Source organism: Nocardia sp. NPDC004151 (assembly GCF_042874235.1).
In the GTDB taxonomy this organism is placed as follows: Bacteria; Actinomycetota; Actinomycetes; order Mycobacteriales; family Mycobacteriaceae; genus Nocardia.
In genome coordinates, this window is the sequence record NZ_JBIAMR010000006.1 from 39,565 (window position 1) to 59,352 (window position 19,788).

14 protein-coding genes are annotated in these 19,788 nt (G+C 68.5%); 7 read left to right on the forward strand and 7 right to left on the reverse strand.

Going from position 1 to position 19,788, the window contains the following annotated elements; translation table 11 throughout:
• Positions 1 to 9: 9 nt before the first annotated feature.
• On the reverse strand, positions 10 to 231 hold the full coding sequence (locus tag ACFYTS_RS15660) for an RNA-binding S4 domain-containing protein (protein ID WP_357274991.1): 222 nt from the start codon (positions 229 to 231) through the stop codon (positions 10 to 12).
• On the opposite strand from ACFYTS_RS15660, the gene ACFYTS_RS15665 reads away from it, so the two are divergent.
• From ACFYTS_RS15665 to ACFYTS_RS15685, 5 genes are all read left to right on the forward strand, one after another.
• Entirely contained in the window at positions 230 to 397 is a 168-nt protein-coding gene (locus ACFYTS_RS15665) for a hypothetical protein (RefSeq protein WP_357274989.1), read from the forward strand. The genes ACFYTS_RS15660 and ACFYTS_RS15665 overlap by 2 nt on opposite strands.
• 6 nt (positions 398 to 403) lie before the next feature.
• On the forward strand, positions 404 to 3,769 hold the full coding sequence (gene lysX / locus ACFYTS_RS15670; protein WP_387304720.1) for a bifunctional lysylphosphatidylglycerol synthetase/lysine--tRNA ligase LysX: 3,366 nt from the start codon (positions 404 to 406) through the stop codon (positions 3,767 to 3,769).
• A gap of 120 nt (positions 3,770 to 3,889) precedes the next feature.
• Positions 3,890 to 4,087 carry a hypothetical protein gene (locus ACFYTS_RS15675; RefSeq protein WP_357274987.1) on the forward strand — a complete coding sequence of 66 codons (198 nt, stop codon included), beginning with the start codon at positions 3,890 to 3,892 and terminating at the stop codon, positions 4,085 to 4,087.
• A 51-nt stretch (positions 4,088 to 4,138) separates the two neighbouring features.
• The gene (locus ACFYTS_RS15680) at positions 4,139 to 4,756 is read left to right on the forward strand and encodes a histidine phosphatase family protein (RefSeq protein WP_387304723.1); all 618 of its coding nucleotides are present in this window, start codon (positions 4,139 to 4,141) and stop codon (positions 4,754 to 4,756) included.
• 133 nt (positions 4,757 to 4,889) lie between these two features.
• The gene (locus ACFYTS_RS15685) at positions 4,890 to 5,195 is read left to right on the forward strand and encodes a hypothetical protein (RefSeq protein ID WP_387304725.1); all 306 of its coding nucleotides are present in this window, start codon (positions 4,890 to 4,892) and stop codon (positions 5,193 to 5,195) included.
• 94 nt (positions 5,196 to 5,289) lie between these two features.
• Here ACFYTS_RS15685 and ACFYTS_RS15690 read toward each other — a convergent pair whose 3' ends face one another.
• From ACFYTS_RS15690 to gltB, 5 genes are all read right to left on the reverse strand, one after another.
• Positions 5,290 to 6,135 (reverse strand): cutinase family protein, encoded by an 846-nt coding sequence (locus tag ACFYTS_RS15690; protein WP_357275903.1) that lies wholly within the window; start codon positions 6,133 to 6,135, stop codon positions 5,290 to 5,292.
• 321 nt (positions 6,136 to 6,456) lie between these two features.
• Complete coding sequence (locus ACFYTS_RS15695) at positions 6,457 to 7,476, reverse strand: alpha/beta hydrolase family protein (RefSeq protein ID WP_357274981.1); 1,020 nt, start codon at positions 7,474 to 7,476, stop codon at positions 6,457 to 6,459.
• A 42-nt stretch (positions 7,477 to 7,518) separates the two neighbouring features.
• Positions 7,519 to 8,178 carry a hypothetical protein gene (locus ACFYTS_RS15700; RefSeq protein WP_357274979.1) on the reverse strand — a complete coding sequence of 220 codons (660 nt, stop codon included), beginning with the start codon at positions 8,176 to 8,178 and terminating at the stop codon, positions 7,519 to 7,521.
• A gap of 318 nt (positions 8,179 to 8,496) precedes the next feature.
• On the reverse strand, positions 8,497 to 9,966 hold the full coding sequence (locus tag ACFYTS_RS15705) for a glutamate synthase subunit beta (protein WP_357274977.1): 1,470 nt from the start codon (positions 9,964 to 9,966) through the stop codon (positions 8,497 to 8,499).
• Positions 9,967 to 10,094: 128 nt separating this feature from the next.
• On the reverse strand, positions 10,095 to 14,744 hold the full coding sequence (gene gltB, locus ACFYTS_RS15710) for a glutamate synthase large subunit (RefSeq protein WP_357274975.1): 4,650 nt from the start codon (positions 14,742 to 14,744) through the stop codon (positions 10,095 to 10,097).
• Between the two features lie 884 nt (positions 14,745 to 15,628).
• On the opposite strand from gltB, the gene ACFYTS_RS15715 reads away from it, so the two are divergent.
• Complete coding sequence (locus ACFYTS_RS15715; RefSeq protein WP_387304731.1) at positions 15,629 to 17,488, forward strand: DUF4407 domain-containing protein; 1,860 nt, start codon at positions 15,629 to 15,631, stop codon at positions 17,486 to 17,488.
• Between the two features lie 73 nt (positions 17,489 to 17,561).
• Here ACFYTS_RS15715 and ACFYTS_RS15720 read toward each other — a convergent pair whose 3' ends face one another.
• Positions 17,562 to 19,133 carry an MFS transporter gene (locus ACFYTS_RS15720; protein ID WP_387304734.1) on the reverse strand — a complete coding sequence of 524 codons (1,572 nt, stop codon included), beginning with the start codon at positions 19,131 to 19,133 and terminating at the stop codon, positions 17,562 to 17,564.
• A gap of 78 nt (positions 19,134 to 19,211) precedes the next feature.
• Between ACFYTS_RS15720 and ACFYTS_RS15725 the strand changes: the two genes are divergently transcribed.
• Complete coding sequence (locus ACFYTS_RS15725) at positions 19,212 to 19,778, forward strand: TetR/AcrR family transcriptional regulator (RefSeq protein ID WP_357274969.1); 567 nt, start codon at positions 19,212 to 19,214, stop codon at positions 19,776 to 19,778.
• Positions 19,779 to 19,788: the final 10 nt, after the last annotated feature.

The window sequence follows — 19,788 nt, forward strand, 5'->3', positions numbered from 1 at the left end:
CGTGTGCCTTCAGCCGCTGGTGACCCGAGCCTTGTGCCCGGCCAACGCCACCACATCCCCGGCGTGTAGCTGCCGCCCGCGGCGCAGCTCCACCTCGTCGTTGACACGTACCAGGCCCTGGGCGATAACCGACTTGGCTTCCGAACCCGAATCGATGAGGTTCGCCAGCTTCAGGAACTGGCCGAGTCGAATGACCTCGTCCTCGATCGGGACATCGAATGGATCCGACATGGGATACATCCTCACCCGCGGCCGCCGCGAGACCAAACGGCGCCCCCACCACCGGCCGCACCGCGGCGGTACCCGCGACCGGCCGCATCGCGGCAGCATCCACCCGCCGCACCGCGGCAGCATCCATCGGCCGCACCGCGGCGACAAGACACGAACCGGGTTCTGAGTGCACATGGGTACCGGCAACATTCACACTGGTGCAGTGACTTCCACGCAGGACCGGCCGCACCCCGACTCCGACCACAGACCGGAGCCGCGGTCCCCGGAGGTGCCACACCGCGGGCACGGCCGGTTGCGGGAGCTGCCGCACCTGGCGGGCACCGCGCTGGGCATCTTCTCGGTCCTGTGCTTCGCCTGGAGCATCTCGCCCGGGCTGCGCTACCTGACCACGCACCTGCGCCACTTCGTCGACACCTACTACTTCGACGCGCCCGACACCTCGCTGGTGTGGGCCCTGGTCATCGGCCTGCTGGCCGGCGCGACCGCCAGCCGCAAACGCATCGCCTGGTGGCTGCTGGTCGGCTACATGGCGGCCTTCGCGCTCGCCAACGCCCTCGACTTCGCCTCCGAGGGCGACATCAACGCCCTGGTGGCGTTGATCATCCATCTCGCGGTGATCGGCGTCCTGATCGCGTCCTGGTCGGAGTTCTACACCCACGTGCAGCAGGGCGCGGTGTGGCGGGCGCTGGGCGTGCTCGCGGGCGGCCTGGCCCTGGGCAGCCTCGCGGGGTGGGGCCTGGTCGAACTGTTCCCCGGCAGCCTGCCCGACCACACCGAGCGCGCGCTGTGGGCGGTGTCGCGGGTGACCGCCACCATCCTGGTCTCCAACGAGGACTTCGACGGGCATCCGCCGCATCCGGTGAACCTGCTGCTCGGCCTGTTCGGCGCCATCGCGCTGCTGGCCGCGGTGATCACCCTGTTCCGGTCGCAGCGCTCCTCCAACGCGCTCACCGGACTCGACGAATCCGCGCTGCGCGGGCTCATCGAGCGCTCCGACGTCGAGGACTCGCTCGGCTACTTCGCCACCCGCCGCGACAAGGCCGTGGTGTTCGCGCCCAACGGCAAGGCCGCCATCACCTACCGCGTGGAGCTCGGCGTCTGCCTGGCCTCCGGCGACCCGATCGGGCCGAAGGAGGCGTGGTCGCACGCCATCGACGCCTGGCTGCGGCTCGCCGACCAGTACGGCTGGGCCCCCGCGGTGATGGGCGCCAGCGAGCTCGGCGCCACCGCCTACCGGCGGGCCGGACTGTCCGCGCTGCGCCTGGGCGACGAGGCCATCCTCGAGACCCGCACCTTCTCCCTGGCCGGACCCGATATGAAGCCGGTCCGGCAGGCCGCCAATCGTCTAGCCAAACAAGGCATCACGGTGCGGGTGCGCCGCCACAAGGAGATCTCCCCCGAGGAGATGCAGGACGTCATGCGACGCGCCAACGAATGGCGCGACACCGAGACCGAACGCGGCTTCTCCATGGCCCTGGACCGGCTCGGCGACCCGCTCGACGGCGACTGCCTGCTCGCCGAGGCGGTCGCGCCGAACGGGCAGGTGCTCGGCATGCTGTCGTTCGTGCCGTGGGGCCGCGCCGGTGTCTCCCTCGACCTCATGCGCCGCGACCGCACCGGCCCCAACGGGCTGATGGAACTGATGATCTCGCGGCTCGCCCTCACCTCCGACCAGTACGGCATCACCCGGATCTCCTTGAACTTCGCGGTCTTCCGCGCGGTCTTCGAGGAGGGCAGCCGGATCGGCGCCGGACCGGTGCTGCGGCTGTGGCGCGGCGTGCTCATGTTCTTCTCGCGCTGGTACCAGCTCGAGGCGCTCTACCGCTCCAATGTGAAGTACCAGCCCGAATGGGTGCCGCGGTTCTCCATGTTCGAGGAACGCCGCCACCTGCTGCGGGTCGCCACCGCCAGCGCGCTGGCCGAGGGCTTCCTGCCCCGCTTCGGCCGTGAACACGACGCCTCCGCCCACACCGGTCTACGGCCCTCGGTGCCCGCCGGGGTCACCGGCCTGCACGCCGACGGCAGCCCGCCCGACCTGCCGCCCGAGGAACTCGAGGAGAACGGCCAGCGCCGCCCCGAACAGGTGCGGGTGCGGATGGACAAGCTGGCCAAGCTCCAGGACTCCGGCGTCGAGGCCTACCCGGTCGCCTATCCGCCCACCCACACCGTGGCCGCGGCCCGCGGCTGCCCGCAGGGCACCACGGTGCGAGTCTGCGGGCGGCTCTTGCGGATTCGCGACTACGGCGGCGTCATCTTCGCCGTGCTGCGCGACTGGTCCGGCGACATCCAGCTGCTCATCGACCGCGGCCGGGTGGGCGCGGACCGCAGCGAATCGTTCACCGAGTTCTTCGACCTGGGCGACCTGATCGAGGTGAGCGGCCAGCTGGGCCGCAGCCGCCGCGGCGAACTGTCCCTGCTCGCGCAGGACTGGCGGATGATCGGCAAATGCCTGCACCCGCTGCCCGACAAGTGGAAGGGCCTCTCCGATCCGGAAGCCCGGGTGCGGCAGCGCTACGTCGACATGGCCATCAACACCGACATTCGCGAGGTGGTGGCAAAGCGCAGCGCGGTGGTGCGGTCCCTGCGGGACAGCCTGCACGGCTGGGGCTTCCTCGAGGTCGAGACCCCGGTGCTGCAGCAGGTGCACGGCGGCGCCAACGCGCTGCCCTTCACCACCCACATCAACGCCTACGACCTGGACCTGTACCTGCGCATCGCACCCGAGCTGTATCTCAAGCGACTGTGCGTGGGCGGCATGGAGAAGGTGTTCGAACTGGGCCGCGTCTTCCGCAACGAGGGCGTCGACTACAGCCACAACCCCGAGTTCACCATCCTGGAAGCCTATGAGGCGCACAGCGATTACGAACGCATGATGCACGCCTGCCGCCAGCTCATCCAGGCCGCCGCGGTCGCCGCCAACGGCCGGATGGTGGCGCTGCGGCCCGGACCCGACGGCACGCTCACCGAGGTCGACATCTCCGGCGACTGGACCGTCAAGACCGTGCACGGTGCCGTGTCCGAAGCGCTCGGCGAGACCATCACCCCCGACACCGACGCCGAACGGCTGCGGCTGCTCTGCGAGAAGGCGGGCGTCCCGTTCCAATTGGGCTGGGACGCCGGTCAACTCGTGCTCGAGATGTACGAGCACCTGGTCGAGGCCAGCACCCAGAACCCCACCTTCTACGTCGACTTCCCCACCTCCGTGTCCCCGCTCACCCGCGCGCACCGGCACATCGCCGGTGTCACCGAACGCTGGGACCTGGTCGCCTGGGGCGTCGAATTGGCCACCGCCTACAGCGAATTGACCGATCCGGTGGAACAGCGCCGCCGCCTCACCGAACAGTCCATGCTCGCCGCCGGCGGCGACCCGGAGGCCATGGAACTCGACGAGGACTTCCTGCAGGCCCTCGAACACGCCATGCCGCCCACCGGCGGCCTCGGCGTCGGAGTGGACCGGGTGGTCATGCTGCTGATCGGCCGCAGCATCCGCGAAACCCTGCCCTTCCCGCTGGTGAAACCGCGCGGCGCGGGCAGCTGAACCCGACAGGACCGGGGTAAACCCTGATTCCCGTGGCCGTCTCCCCGGTTAATCTGGGAGTTCGGCCCGGGAGGGCCACCGGCCACACTGATTGGGGACTCCGTGCACTACCTAGATCTCATGACCCAGGCGACACTGCTGGACCACCACGTGTGGACCCACCCCGACACCTGGAACGCCGCCCTCGAGAACACCGCCGCCCGCCGCTCCAGCAGCAAGCGCGGCATGAGCTTCTGGGGCTTCCTGGGCGTCTGCTGCATCGGCATCGTCATCCTCGTCCTGGGCATCGTCTACCTGATGCGACGCAAGAAGAGCTGACCCCCGGCACCGCCGGGGTGCGCTGCGGGCCGGGTGCGGCAGAGTGGGGGTGTGCAGTTGATCCTCGTCCGCCACGCCCAGCCGCAGCGCGTCCAGGCCGAATCCGGCCACGCCGACCCGGATCTCACCGCGCTCGGGATCGACCAGGCGGGCCGGGTGCCGGCCGCACTCGCCCAGCACCGGATCGCGCGGGTGGTCAGCAGCCCGCAGCTGCGGGCCCGCGAGACCGCGCGGCCCACCGCGGAGAAGCTCGGGCTCGATATCGACATCGTGGACGGGCTCGCCGAATACGACCGCGAGCTGCCGATGTACATCCCCATCGAGGACGCGCAGCGGGACTTCCAGGAAACCTACGCGCGCATCAAGGCCGGGCACCTGCCCGAGCAGATCGACGGGGACGCCTTCATCGCACGGGTGCGTGACAGCGTCACCGCCATCGTGGCGGCCGCCGCGCCCGCCGACACCGTGGTCGTGTTCGCGCACGGCGGTGTGATCAATGTGCTGCTGCAGGACGTGCTGGGACTGACACGGCCGCTCACCTTCCCGATCGACTACTGCTCGATCACCCGAATCCTGTACTCGCGCACCGGCGGCCGCACCGCCGCCACGGTCAACGAGAACGGGCACGTCTGGGACCTGCTGCCGCGCGCGCAACGCGCCCTGCCCTGACCGGACGGACCTGACCGGACGGACGCTCAGCCGACTCCCAGCCCGATCTCACATACCCCGGAGGGCCGGGCCTTTCGATGGGACTCGTGCGCCGCTCCCCCGCGGCGCACGATCCCGACAGAAAGGCACCACGATGTCCGCCCTCGACAAGCCCCGCCGTCGTCTCGCCCTGCGTCTGGCCGCGGCCGGGTTCCTGGCCGCCATCCCGCTCGCCGTCGTCGCCCTTCCGGCGAACGCGGCGACCCCCGCCGACACCACCGCCCCGGTCGTCGCCCAGCAGATCGACGACAACGGGCCGTGGGACCACGCTCACGACCGAGACCGGGACCGCGACCGGGACCGCCACGACCGCGATCACGACGGCGACTGGAACAACAACGGCTGGAACAACAACCCCGCCCCCGCGCCCGCGCTGCCGCCCACCGGCTCCTTCGGCTAGATCGCTCGCAGACAGCCGACAAGGCCGCTCCCGGAATGGGAGCGGCCTTGTCGATGTGGTGCGGTCCTGGGGCGCAGGACCTGTCGCCGGAGGATCAGGCGTTGGTCAAGATCCAGTTGTGCATCCAGGTCAGCGCGGTCTGGCCGCCGCCGACGCCGTAGCTGCCGTAGCTGGTGTGCTTGCCGCTGCGGTAGAACTGCTCGAGCTGGTGCGCGTACTCGCTGTCGGCGCCCTCGGCCAGCTGCGCCTGCAGGGTGCCGAAACCGCCCTGGGCCATCAGGTCATTGAGGATCGATCCGAACTCGAGCTGCGTCTGCCACGGGTTGAAGTTGTTCGGGTTGGTCGCCTGCGCGAGGAAGCCCGCGAAGCGGGTGACGAAGTCGGTCTCCTCGGTGGAGCAGTACAGGTCGCCGAGGGCGCACACGGTGCGCACCTTGTCGCTGACCCAGCCGAAGCCGCCCGCGCGCGGTCCACCCGCGCCCGCGCCGGGGGCGAACGGACCGATCTGGGCGTCGGTGGGCGAACGCCGCGGGTCGGAGATCAGCGCGACGGCGGCGACCCGATCCGGCGGCACCACGCCGTGGCCGGTGCCGATCTCGGCGGCGAGATCGCCTGCGGCGTCGGCGCCCTGGCTGTAGCCGGTAATGGCGATCTTGGTGCCCGCGCACCGCGCGGCCATGGCCTGGACCAGACCGCGGGCGTTGTCGACGGCTTCCTTCTTGGAGGCGGCGTAGATGTCGCCCTCCCACGGGAAGGCGGTCGCCGCGTAGGTCACGTAGTCGACCTCACCGGGTAGACCACTGGTCACCGTGGCCAGCATGCCGGGCTTGGGGTCCTTGTCGTGACCGGTCTCCCAGGTGCCGGGGACGGCGACCGTGTAGAGCCGCGGGCAACCCGGATCCGCCGAAACGGGACCGCTGCCCAGGACGATTCCCGACATGAGCACGCTCGCCGCTGCCCCCGCAGCCGCGACAATATTCTTCAACCGCACCCTTGCTCCAGTTCACGCTTGTGCCGGGACATCTCACGCGTCCCGTATTCCCGATCATGGTGCGGTCGCCGGATGACACTCCGGTGCACTCCGGGTTAACCCACGTAACCGCCCCGTATGAGTTCGCCGGAACAAACTGGTCGACGAGATCAGCGACACACCGCCGACTAGCATAAAGGGGCCTAGTCAGCAGTGCCAGGCGAGCGGGGGAAGACGTCCGATTCCGGCCGAACCTTCACCGGCGCAGCAACATCCGGCAACCCCGGCGGATCAGCCCTGAAGCGCGGCCTCGAGCATCGGCCAGGAGCGGTGCAGCGCGTCCTCCCAGTACCGCCAGGAATGCGTTCCGGAGGGCCGGAATTCGATCTGCGCCGGGATACCGAGCGCGCCCAGCCGGTCGGCGAGCTGATGCGTACACCCGTTGGTCGCGGCCTCGATCAGGCCGCCGAGGATGATCTGGTTGGCCAGCGTCGCCGGTCGACCGCCGATCGACGGCGAATCCAAGGTGTCCATCGGACCGGGCAGTCCGGTGGAGTTGGAGATGAACAGCGCCTTGCCGCGCAGCTTCTCGGCATTGATCACCGCGTCGTGCCGGGCCCAGTCGGGGTCACCGGGCGGACCCCACATGTTGCGGGAGTCGGCGTCGCCGCGGTCGAGCACCATCTGAATGTACTTGCGGCTGTTGTCATCGGCGGTGGAGGCGCACCCGCTGTAAGCGGCGACCGCGCGGTAGCGATCGGGCGCGAGGATGGCCATGTTCAACGCGGAGGTCGCGGACATGGAGACGCCCGCGATGGCGTTCGCGCCGGAGGTGTTCAGCGCCTTGTCGATAATGGGCGGCAGTTCGGCGGTCAGGAAGGTTTCCCACTTCTGGCGGCCGATCGCCGGGTCATCCTGTTGCCAGTCGGTGTAATACGAGAATTTGCCGCCGACCGGCGATACCACATTCACGTTCTTGTCGGAGAAGAAACTGACAATATCGGTTTGCCGATACCAGGTCGCAGCGTCCTCGCCGCCGCCCGCGCCATTCAACAGATACAGCGTCGGTCGCGGCACGCTGTTGTCGAATGCGGTGAGGACCTGGAGCGTGATCTCCCGGCCCATGGCGGCCGAATAGACCTTGAACTCTTCCTGCCGCTGTCCGGGCCGATCGATCGAAACGAGGTGGGATTCCGCGGAATTCGCGGGATCGGCCGTGGCCGTACCGATGGCCTCCGGTGACAACGTGAGGGCCAGCGAGAACGCCAGGCCCGCAATCGCGGTGAGTGCCGGTGACTTACGGGTGCGCATCGGTACGGGTGTTCCTATCGATCGAATCGGCCCGGTCGGGGATCAGCTGCCGATGTACTTGCGGATCGCGTCCGAGATGATGTCGGAGAACGAACCGGTCGAGCTGGTCTGACCGTCCGAGGAGCCCAGGCCGTTGTTGTTCAGGCTGCCGAGGGCGGACTCGCCGACGGTGTTCGGGCGGGCGGTGAAGCACGCGGTCAGGTTCGGCAGGCTGTTGCTGACGCCGACGGTGCCGGCGACGCCGATGCCACCGCTGGTGACCTGCTGACCACCGGAGAGGTTGGTGGGCACCCGGTAGGTGATGGTGTAGGTGACCGGGTTACCGGAGTTCACGAACCAGCCCGGGTTGGTGACCTTCCAGCCGCCGCCGTTGGGCTCCGGGGTGACCGCCTCGGTGCGCTGGCCACCGGCCAGGTGGTAGGCGGTGACGCTGGCCTCGAGCGGCGCGCCGAAGCCGGACGGCGGGTAGTCGGTGATGGTGTTGACGTACGGGTTGCCGATGCCCGTGGTGCCGACGACGATCTTGTACGTCGCGGTGGTGCCGACGCCGATCGAGTCACCGTTGACCGACTTGTCGTAGGTCATGGTGATGCCGACGGTGCTGGCATCCTTCTTCTCGGCGTGCGAGCTGATGGCGCAGGTGCCTTCGGCGGACGCGACGCCGGTTTCCATGACGGCCATGCCCATACCGGCGAAAACCATTGCGCCAGAAGTCGCGATTGCGGCCGCGCGGCGATTACGGAACATTACTTTTCCTCCAAAGATGTCCCGAGATCCTCCGGGACCGATCCATACTTACCGAGCGCTGCGGACGACTCGGAGAGGTGGACTCCACACGAGGGGTAAGTAAACAGGTGTAACTGGTCCCCTGTCCAGGGTTTGCGAAAACTACTCGAAGCTACTGACTAGTAAACATTTCACATACGTTTATCGCATGACCAAAAGTGTCCCGGCATGACAAAAGGTGCCCCCGAACCGAAGTCCGGGGGCACCTTCGAGCGTTCGCTCAGTGGCTGCGGATCAGCGCTGGGCGACCATGGTCGGGGTGATCGGGGACGGCAGCGCCGTCTCCCCCTCCAGGTACTTGTCCACCGCGGCGGCCGCCGCGCGGCCCTCGGCGATGGCCCACACGATCAGCGACTGACCGCGGCCCATGTCGCCGGCGACGAAGACGCCGGGCACCGTGGTGGCCCAGTCCTTGTCACGCATGACATTGCCGCGCTGGTCGTAACCGACGCCCAGACCCTCGAGCAGGCCGTTCTTCTGCGGACCGACAAAGCCCATGGCCAGCAGCACCAGGTCCGCCTCCAAGGTGAAGTCGGTGCCGTCGACCTTCTCGAAGCGGCCGTTGACCATCTTCACCTCGTGCGCCTGCAGGCCGGTGACCTTGCCGTCCGCACCGACGAAACGCTCGGTGTTGACGGAGAACACGCGCTCGCCGCCCTCCTCGTGAGCCGAGGAGACGCGGTACATCAGCGGGTAGGTCGGCCACGGGGTCGAGGCGGCCCGCTCCTCCGGCGGACGCGGCATGATCTCGAACTGGTGGATCGACTCCGCACCCTGACGGTGCGAGGTGCCCAGGCAGTCCGCGCCGGTGTCACCGCCACCGATGATGACGACCTTCTTGCCACGCGCGTTGATGCGCGGCAGGCCGTCCTCGTCGGTGATCCGGTCGCCCAGCTGCACGCGGTTGGCGAGCGGCAGGAACTCCATGGCCTGGTGGATGCCGTCCAGGTCGCGACCCGGGATCGGCAGGTCACGCGCGATGGTGGCGCCACCGGCCAGGACGACCGCGTCGAACTGCTTGCGCAGCTGGTCGGCGGTGATGTCCACGCCCACGTTCACGCTGGTCTTGAAGATGGTGCCCTCGGCCTCCATCTGCGCGACGCGGCGGTCGATGAAGCGCTTCTCCATCTTGAATTCCGGGATGCCGTAGCGCAGCAGGCCGCCGATGCGGTCGTCGCGCTCGAACACGGTCACGGTGTGACCGGCCCGGGTCAGCTGCTGGGCGGCGGCCAGGCCCGCGGGGCCGGAGCCGACGACCGCGATGCGCTTGCCGGTGAGACGGGTCGGGTAGACCGGGGTGACCCAGCCCTCGTCGAAACCGTTCTCGATGATCTCGACCTCGACCTGCTTGATGGTCACCGGATCCTGGTTGATGCCCAGGACGCAGGACGCCTCACACGGAGCCGGGCACAGGCGGCCGGTGAACTCCGGGAAGTTGTTGGTCGCGTGCAGCCGATCGAACGACTCCTTCCACGCGCCCTTGTACACCAGGTCGTTCCACTCGGGAATCAGGTTCCCGAGCGGACAGCCGTTGTGACAGAAGGGGATACCGCAGTCCATGCAGCGGCTGGCCTGCTTCTGCAGGGTCTCGTGGGAGAACTTCTCCTCGTAGACCTCTTTCCAGTCCAGCAGTCGCAGCGGAACCGGACGGCGCTTGGGCAGTTCCCGGGAAGTGTGCTTCAGGAAGCCTTGTGCGTCACCCATTTACGAACTCCTGACTAATGCGCTGCGCGCACGGAACAACGATGGTGCTGCGTTGCACCGCGGAGATGAGGTCAGCCACGAGCTGCCTTGAATGGTCACAGCGCCTCGTCCACGCCAAAGGTGAGGTGTTACCCACGAGCCGCCTCCATGATGGCCTCGTCCACGTTCCGGCCGGCCTTCTCGGCCTCGGAGATGGCGAGCAGGACCTTCTTGTAGTCGCGCGGCATGACCTTCACGAACTTGGTCACCTGCTGCGACCAGTCGCTCAGGATGCCTTCGGCGACAGCCGAACCGGTCTCGTCGCGGTGCTGCGCGACGATGTCGTGCAGGATCTGCGCGTCATCGGCCGAGAGCTGCTCCAGGTCGACCAGCTCGGTGTTGAGGTTGGCCTCGAAGGTGCCGTTCGGGTTGTACACGTAGGCGATACCGCCCGACATGCCCGCGCCGAAGTTGCGGCCGGTCTCACCGAGGATGACCACGCGGCCACCGGTCATGTACTCACAGGCGTGGTCGCCCACACCCTCGACGACCGCGGTCGCGCCCGAGTTGCGGACGGCGAAGCGCTCGCCGGCCACACCGCGCAGGAAGGCCTGGCCGCTGGTGGCGCCGAACAGGATCACGTTGCCCGCGATGATGTTCTGCTCCGCGACGTAGGACTCCGGCGCGTCGTCGGACGGGCGCACCGTGATGCGGCCACCCGAAAGACCCTTGCCGACATAGTCGTTGGCGTCGCCGACCACCCGCAGGGTGATACCGGCCGGGACGAACGCACCGAACGAGTTACCGGCGGAACCGGTGAACGTGATGTCGATGGTGTTGTCCGGCAGGCCGACTCCGCCGTACAGCTTGGTCACCTCGTGGCCGAGCATGGTGCCGACGGTCCGGTTCACATTGGTGATCTTGGAGTCGAACTTGACCGGCTTGCCACGCTCCAGGGCGTCGGCCGAACGCGCGATCAGCTCGTTGTCCAGCGCCTTGTCCAGGCCGTGGTCCTGGTCCTTGGTGCGGCGGCGGTCCTGGAACATGAACGCGGTCTCGACGTCGTCCAGGATCGGCGACAGGTCGAGCTTGGCGGCCTTCCAGTGCGCCTTGGCGGCGGTGGTGTCGAGCAGGTCGACCCGGCCGACGGCCTCGTCCAGGGTCCGCAGACCCAGCGACGCCAGCAGCTCGCGGACTTCCTCGGCGACGTAGAGCATGAAGTTCTCGACGAACTCCGGCTTGCCGGTGAAACGCTCACGCAGCACGGGGTTCTGGGTCGCGACGCCGACCGGGCAGGTGTCGAGGTGGCAGACGCGCATCATGATGCAGCCCGAGACGACCAGCGGAGCGGTCGCGAAACCGTACTCCTCGGCGCCCAGCAGCGCGGCGATCATGACGTCGCGGCCGGTCTTCATCTGACCGTCGACCTGGACCACGATGCGGTCGCGCAGACCATTGAGCAGCAGGGTCTGCTGGGTCTCGGCCAGGCCGAGCTCCCAGGGGCCACCCGCGTGCTTCAGCGAGGTCAGCGGCGACGCACCGGTACCACCGTCGTGGCCGGAGATGAGCACCACGTCGGCGTGCGCCTTCGAGACACCCGCGGCGACGGTGCCGACGCCCGGCTCCGCGACCAGCTTCACGTGAATCCGCGCCTGCGGGTTCGCGTTCTTCAGGTCGTGGATCAGCTGCGCCAGATCCTCGATCGAGTAGATGTCGTGGTGCGGCGGCGGCGAGATCAGGCCGACGCCCGGGGTGGAGTGCCGGACCTCGGCGACCCACGGGTACACCTTGTGCGCCGGAAGCTGGCCGCCCTCACCGGGCTTCGCGCCCTGCGCCATCTTGATCTGGATGTCGGTGCAGTTGGTCAGGTAGTGCGCGGTCACGCCGAAGCGGCCCGAGGCCACCTGCTTGATCGCGGACCGGCGCCAGTCGCCGTTCTCCTCCGGCTCGAAGCGCGCCGGGTGCTCGCCGCCCTCACCGGAGTTCGAGCGACCGCCCAGGCGGTTCATGGCGATGGCCAGGGTCTCGTGGGCCTCGGCGGAGATGGAGCCGTAGCTCATCGCACCGGTCGAGAAGCGCTTCACGATCTCCGACGCCGGCTCGACCTCGTCGATCGAGATCGGGTTGCGGTGCTCGTTCTTGAACTTGAACAGACCGCGCAGCGAGGCGAGACGCTCCGACTGGTCGTCGACCAGCTTCGTGTACTCCTTGAAGACCTTGTACTGGCCCGAGCGGGTGGCGTGCTGCAGCTTGAACACCGTGTCCGGGTTGAACAGGTGGTACTCGCCCTCACGACGCCACTGGTACTCGCCGCCGATCTCGAGCTCGCGGTGCGCGCGCTCGTTGCGGTTCTCCAGGAACGCGATCCGGTGCCGCTGCGCGACCTCGTCGGCGATGTCGTCGAGGCCGATGCCGTCCAGCGGCGAACGCAGACCGGTGAAGTACTCGTCGACGAGCTCCTGCGCCAGGCCGACGACCTGGAACAGCTGCGCGCCACGGTAGGAGGCGATGGTGGAGATGCCCATCTTGGACATCACCTTCAGCACGCCCTTACCGGCCGCCTTGTTGTAGTTGTAGACGGCCTTCTTGAAGTCGGCCGCGTGATCGCCGGTGCTGCCCGGCATCTGCAGCGCGCCACGCTCCAGCATGTCCTCGATGGACTCGAAGGCCATGTAGGGGTTGATGGCCGCCGCGCCGAAGCCGACGAGCATGGCCATGTGGTGCACCTCGCGGGCGTCACCGGCCTCGATGACCAGGCCGACCTTGGTGCGGGTGCGTTCCCGGACCAGGTGGTGGTGCACCGCGGCGGTCAGCAGCAGCGACGGGATCGGGGCCAGCTTCTCGTTGGACTCGCGGTCGGACAGCACGATGATGCGCGCGCCGCCGTCGATGGCCGCCGAGACCTGACGCTGCACGGCCTCGATGGCCTTGCGCAGCCCCTTGCCGCCCTTCTTCACCGGGTACAGGCCGTGGACCACGACCGAACGCAGTTCGGGACGGGAGCCGTCGTCATTGATGTGGACCAGCTTGGCCAGCTCGTCGTTGTCCAGGATCGGCTGGGTCAGGGTGATCTGACCGCAGGACTCCGGTCCCGGGTTCAGCAGGTCGGCCTCCGGGCCCACCATGCTGCGCAGCGAGGTCACGACCTCTTCGCGGATGGCGTCCAGCGGCGGGTTGGTGACCTGCGCGAAGAGCTGCGAGAAGTAGTCGAACAGCAGGCGCGGCCGCGAGGACAGCACCGCGATCGGGGTGTCGGTGCCCATCGAGCCGAGCGCCTCGCCACCGGTCTGCGCCATCGGCGAGATCAGGATGTTCAGTTCCTCGGTGGAGTATCCGAAGATCTGCTGGCGGATCAGCACGCGGTCGTGCGACATGTGCACGTGCGGGCGGTCGGGCAGGTCGCTCAGCTTGGTCGGGCCCTCGTCCAGCCACTGCTGGTACGGGAACTCGGCGGCCAGCGTCGACTTGACCTCGTCGTCGCTGATGATGCGACCCTGCTTGGTGTCGACCAGGAACATGTGGCCGGGCTGCAGGCGCTTCTTGTAGACGATCTTGGCCGGGTCGATGTCGAGCACGCCGACCTCGGAGGCCAGCACGACCAGGCCGTCCTCGGTGACCCAGATGCGGCCGGGGCGCAGACCGTTGCGGTCCAGCACCGCGCCGACGACCGAACCGTCGGTGAAGCACACCGAGGCCGGGCCGTCCCAGGGCTCCATGAGGAAGGAGTGGTAGCGGTAGAACGCGCGCTGCTCCGGGGTCATGGACTCGTGGCGCTCCCACGCCTCCGGAATCATCATGAGCACGGCGTGCGGCAGGCTTCGGCCACCCAGGTGCAGCAGCTCGAGCACCTCGTCGAAACGCGCGGTGTCCGATGCGCCCGGGGTACAGACCGGGAAGATCTTCTCCAGGCGGTTGTTGCCCTCGGAGTCGATGCCGAACACATCGGAGTTCAGCAGCGCCTCACGGGCCCGCATCCAGTTCTCGTTGCCGGAGACGGTGTTGATCTCACCGTTGTGGGCGACGCGCCGGAACGGGTGCGCCAGCGGCCACGACGGGAAGGTGTTGGTGGAGAAGCGCGAGTGCACGATGCCCAGCGCCGACTCGACCCGGTCGTCCTGCAGGTCCAGGTAGAACGCCCGCAGCTGCGGGGTGGTGAACATGCCCTTGTAGACGAAGGTCTCGCCGGACAGGCTCGGGAAGTAGACCGACTCCTTGCCGGTCGCGCCCTCGCCGGCACCCGACTTGCCGAGCTCGTGCTCGATGCGCTTGCGGATGACATACGCGCGGCGCTCCAGGTCCATGCCAGAGAGCTGCTCGGCGCCGCCCTTGGGGGAGGCGATGAAGATCTGCCGGAAGGTCGGCATGGCGTCGCGCGACAGCGCGCCCAGCGACGACTCGTCGATCGGGACCTCGCGCCAGCCGAGGACCTCGAGGCCCTCCTCGCGCACGATCTTCTCGACGCCGTACCCGGCGCGGGCGGCCTCGCGGCGTGCCTGCGGCAGGAAGCCGATGCCGGTCGCGTAGGAACCTTCGGCGGGGAGCTCGAAGTCGACCACGGCACGGAAGAACTTGTCCGGGAGCTGGATCAGGATGCCCGCGCCGTCACCCGAGTTGGGTTCGGCGCCGGCCGCACCACGGTGCTCCAGGTTCAGCAATGCCGTAATAGCCTTGTCGACGATGTCGCGGCTGCGGCGGCCGTGCATGTCGACGACGAATGCGACACCACAGGCGTCGTGTTCATTCGCCGGGTCATAGAGCCCGATGGGTCCAGGGGACCTGTGGCCAGGAAGTTGCGTCATGCCTCTGCCTTCACAAAAAACAGGCCTTCGAAGAATGCGGCCTTCGTCGAACGCCTCCGGTCTGGACTGCGTCCGGACGTTTCGGAGACCAGCGGCGCTGATGGTCACTCCGTGCAGTCAACTTTGCAGTTGTCCACCCGCTTCGATTACCTAGTCGGGTGCTCGGTGGTAACGGAACTCTTACGCGTTCGCTACACGCCGTGCCGTTCTCGCCCGCTAGGCTGAGCACCGATCGGGCCTCTGTCCGTATGGGGAGATACACCGAATTGTGTAGTTCGGCGTAAGAGCAAACGATAAGTCAGGACTGGAGCCCAACCAACTCAGGTAAGGCTAATTCCAGCTTCTAGCTGGGCTTCTACATCCGGTCCTCCAACACACGCGCGTTCTCCAGTGTAAAGCAGGGGTGCCCGTGCGTTTCAGTTGAGTTCACCACTGTGACGCACCCGCGCGAGGTCGACGGCCGGACGGTCCAGCACTGCTCCAGACTGCCTCCCACCTGCAATGAATCAGGTTTCCCCACAAGCGGATCCGGCAAACCGGGCGTTAGGCCGCTAACTTTCCGGACAAGTTCCGTCGCTCCTGCGACCACCCGGGAGACATGGGCTCGCAACGTGCGGACCGTACGGAATTTTTCCTGAATGTGGGATTCAGCACACGTTCAGCAAACCGTAAATCTGTCTCCCGACTCGGTTTTCGGTGATATCCGAGACCGGACGCAGGTGATCAACACCACCTCAGCGGCCCGAAAAGGGTCGATGTGAGCCTGGCCACATCACACCCGCCGCGGTCGGTGTAACCGCCGGACGCCTGTCACGCTGAGACAACGAATCAGCGACAGTTTCGCTCTGCCGAACCACCTGGGACGTAGAGGATGTGAGCCTCCCATGACAGATCCCCACGTCCATTCCCCGGCCGGACCCGGCGACCTGCTGGTCTGGCTGGGTGGGGCGCAACCGCAGCTCACCACCGGTCCCGAGCGTGCGGGCTACACCGTCACCGGCGCGGTGGTGGCCCTGTTCGCGGTCACCGCGGGAGGCATCACCGCCGCCGCCACCGGGGCCGCGGGCCGGCCCGCTCTCGGCGTCGTGGCCATCGCGCTGATCGCCACCTTCCTGGTCGGGGCGCTGTCCCGGGCTCTCGCCACCGCGGCCACGCCCGATCGGCGCGAGGACCGGCGGGCCGTCGCCGAATTCGCCGGGCGCATCGCCGTCGCGGTACTGGCCGGGGTGGTGGTGGCCGAACTGGCCTGCACCCTCTTGTTCTCCGGCACCGTGCACCGATTGCTCGACGAGAACGCGCAGCGCGCAGTGGAATCCGCGCCCGCCGTCGTCACCGCCCGCACCGACCTGGACCAGGCGAAAGCCGCGCGCGGCGCGCTCGAGCAGCAGATCACCAAGGCACAGACAGACGTCGGGACCGCACTGAAGATCGCGCGCTGCGAGATCAACCCGTCGCAGGACTGCGACGGCATCCCCCGGACCGGCGTCCCCGGACGCGGTCCCGAGGAGCGCACCGCCAATCAGATGCTCGACGACGCGCGCGCCCAGCTCACCGCCGAGCGGAACAAGGTGGCCGGGCTCGACGACAAGGTCACCGCGCAGGACAAGGCCCTCGCCGACGCCCGCAAGGCCGCCTATACGGACGGCGACCGCGGACTCGGGGCCCGCTGGGTGGCCGTGAACGACTACACCACAGGGCATTTCGGGGCGTTCGTCCTGCGCCTCGCCGTCGCCCTGCTCCTGATCACCCTCGCCCTGCTGCCGCTACTGCTGCGCTGGTGGCGCGGCGAGACGGCGTTCGACCGCAGCGTCGCGGTCAGCACCGAGACCGACCGGATCGACCAGGCCGCCGCCACCGCCATCGCCGTCAAACAGGCCGAGGTGCGGGTGGAGACCGAAAACCTGCGCGCGGAACAACAGCTCACCGCCGCGCGGCTGGCCGCGCACGCCGACACCGCCATCGACCGGGAACGGCAGCGCACCCGCATCATCGCCGCCATCGGCAATTTCGAGATCGGCATCACCGAGCCCGCACAGCGCGCCGTGGCCGAATTCGACTCCGCCACCAGACTGGAACTTCCGGCCGGGACCGCGGCCGGAGATCGAAAGGACCGCACCGTGTCCCAGGAGGGGATCGTGACACAGTCGCCGAACCTGCCCGCCCAGCTCACCTCGGGTGCGCTGGCCCCCGTGCCGTCCGGCGGCGCGCTCGCGCCCGCCACGCCGGCGCCGCAGCCCGCCAAGGGGGGCGGGCTGGAACTGCCGATCATCGGCACGGTGCCGTTCACCGACACCGCTGCCCGCTGGATCCGGCCGCTGGTCCCGTCCTTCGTGGCCAATGCCATCGACACCGCCACGCATCCGCTGCGCACGGTGCGGCAGGCGTTCGAGGAGGCCGAGGAGATCACCTTCACCCTGCGCCGCACGCGCAAGGTCACGGTGGACTCGGAGGATTCCGCGCAGCCGCAGCAGCACCAGCAGCAGATGTACGCGCAGCCCCAGCAGTACGGATACCTGCCGCAGGGCGCGCCCCAGCAGGTCTACGCGCAGCGGGTGGCCTCCACCGTGGTGGATCAGCCCTATGCCGCCTACCCGGGATACGCCCCGCTCCCCCAGGGCCACGTGGTGGACCCGGGCTACCCGCTGCCCGCGCCCGCGCAGCAGGACGCGCTGGCGGGTCGCCGCAACCCCGAACTCGACTACCGGGCCCCACGTGAACTGCCGCCGGGCAAGGGCCAGGAGTAACCCGAGGAAACGCACTGTGGCCCGGAATGTTTCACGTTGAACACGGAAACATCCGGGCCACAGCCTTTTTCGACTACACCACCGCGGTCTTGCGAGTCGCCGCGCGGTAGGCGACGAACGCGGTCAGCAGCAGGATGACCGCCGTCGATGTGGCAGCCAAGTGGATGCCGCTGACGAACGCCGTGTGCGCCGAGTGCAACAGCTCCCCGGCCGCGGGTTCCGGTAGCGCCCGGGCGGTTTCGATGGCGCCGCCCAGCGACTCGCGCGCCGCGTCCGCCTGACCCGACGGCACGTGCGTCAGGTCCAGACCGCCGCGGAAGGCGGCCATCACGGCACTGCCCAGCACCGCCACACCCAGCGCGATACCCATCTCCATCGCGGTCTCCGAGATCGCGGCGGCATTGCCCGCGCGCGCCTCCGGCGCGGTGCTCACGATCATGTCGGCCGACACCGTCAGGGCCACACCCTCACCCAGTCCGATCAGCAGGAAGCCGACGATGAACGGGGTCACCGAACCCGAGGGATCGGTGGGCAGCAGCCAGTACAGGCCCGCGCCGAGCGCGACCGTCGCCAGCGAGCCCGCGAGCACGGTCGCCGAACGCCAATACCGGACCAGCCAGGCCGCGGCGAGCGCACCCAACATGGAACCGACCGTGCCCGGGATCAGCAGCAGGCCGGCTTCCAACGGTGACTTGCCCAGCACCAGCTGCAGGTACTGCGAGCCGAAGAACAGCACACCGGCCAGCGCGAACACCGACAGCAGGTTGGTGAACACGGCGGCCCGGAAGGCGGGCAGCCGGAACAGGTCCAGGTCGATGAGCGGAGCCGACAGCCCGCGCTGACGACGCACGAACAGCACGCCGGCCGTCACACCGACACCGGCACTGATCAGCAGGTTCAGGCTCGGACCGTGGGCCGCGAACTCCTTGACCGCGTACACCACCGGGATCAGGGCCAGCATCGACAGTCCGGCGCTCACCAGGTCGAAACGGCCCGGGTTGGGATCCCGCGATTCCGGTACCAGGATCGGTGCCAGGACCAGCAGCAGCGCCATGACGGGCAGGTTCACCAGGAACACCGAGCCCCACCAGAAGTGCTCGAGCATCCAGCCGCCGAGCAGCGGGCCGAACGCCGCACCGGAGGCGGCCATCGCGCCCCAGACCGAGATCGCCAGGGTGCGCTGACGGGCGTCGGCGAACATGGACCGGATCAGGCCCAGAGTGGCGGGCATCAGGGTCGCACCGGCGACACCCTGCAGGACGCGGGCGGCGATGAGCATTTCGGGGCTGATCGCCCAGGCGGCGAGCGCCGAGGCGGCCGCGAATCCGGCCGCGCCGATGAGCAGCAGTCGACGGCGGCCGATGCGGTCGCCGAGGGTGCCCATGGTGACCAGCAGGCCGGCCAGCACGAACGAGTAGACGTCGATGATCCAGAGCAGCTGCGGGGTGGTGGGCGCGAGGTGCGCGGTGATCGAGGGGACCGCCAGGTCGAGCACGGTGGCGTCGACGGCGATCAGCAGCAGCGCCAGGGCCAGCACGGCGAGGCCGGCCCAGTCCCGGGGCCGGGCCTTGGGCGCGGCGTGCGGGGTCACGGGCCGGTCGAGGGTCGAAGGAGTTCCGGAACGCGCGGTCGGGTGGGTGGTCATCAGCTTTCTCTTTCGTTTCTGAACCGTCCAGACGGTACAGTAACAGCCTGAACCGTCCAGCCGGTACAGTCAACCCCCGTGACCACCCGCGACCCCGCCGGCACCCGCGACCGGATCCTCGACGCGCTCGAGAACCTGCTGCTCGACAAGGGCCTGTCCCAGGTGACCCTGGAGAACGTCGCCGCCACCGCGGGCGTCTCCAAGGGCGGGCTCCTCTATCACTTCAAGAGCAAGGACGCGCTGCTCGCCGGACTGCTGCGCCGCGTCACCGAACGGGCCGACCAGCAGGTGCGCACCGCGATCGAACAGGGCCGCTCGGTGGCCGAGTGGTACCTGCAGGCGCCGCACCCCGACGACGAATCCGACGCCGTGGAACTCGCGCTGTACCGATCCATGCTCGCCGCCATGCGGACCGTCGACGCCCCGGCCGACGGCGCCCAGGCCGAGACCGACCGGGCCATCACCGAGGTGATGACCTCCTGGAAGACGGCCCTGGACAACGAGATCGACGACCCGGTGCGGGCCGAGATCGTGCGCCTGGTCGGCGACGGCGTCTACCTGCGCGCGCTGATGGGAATGCCGCCGATCGAACCGGACATGTACCGCCAGGTCGTCGCCCGGCTCCTGGGGCGCGACTCCGGATAGACTCGGGCCC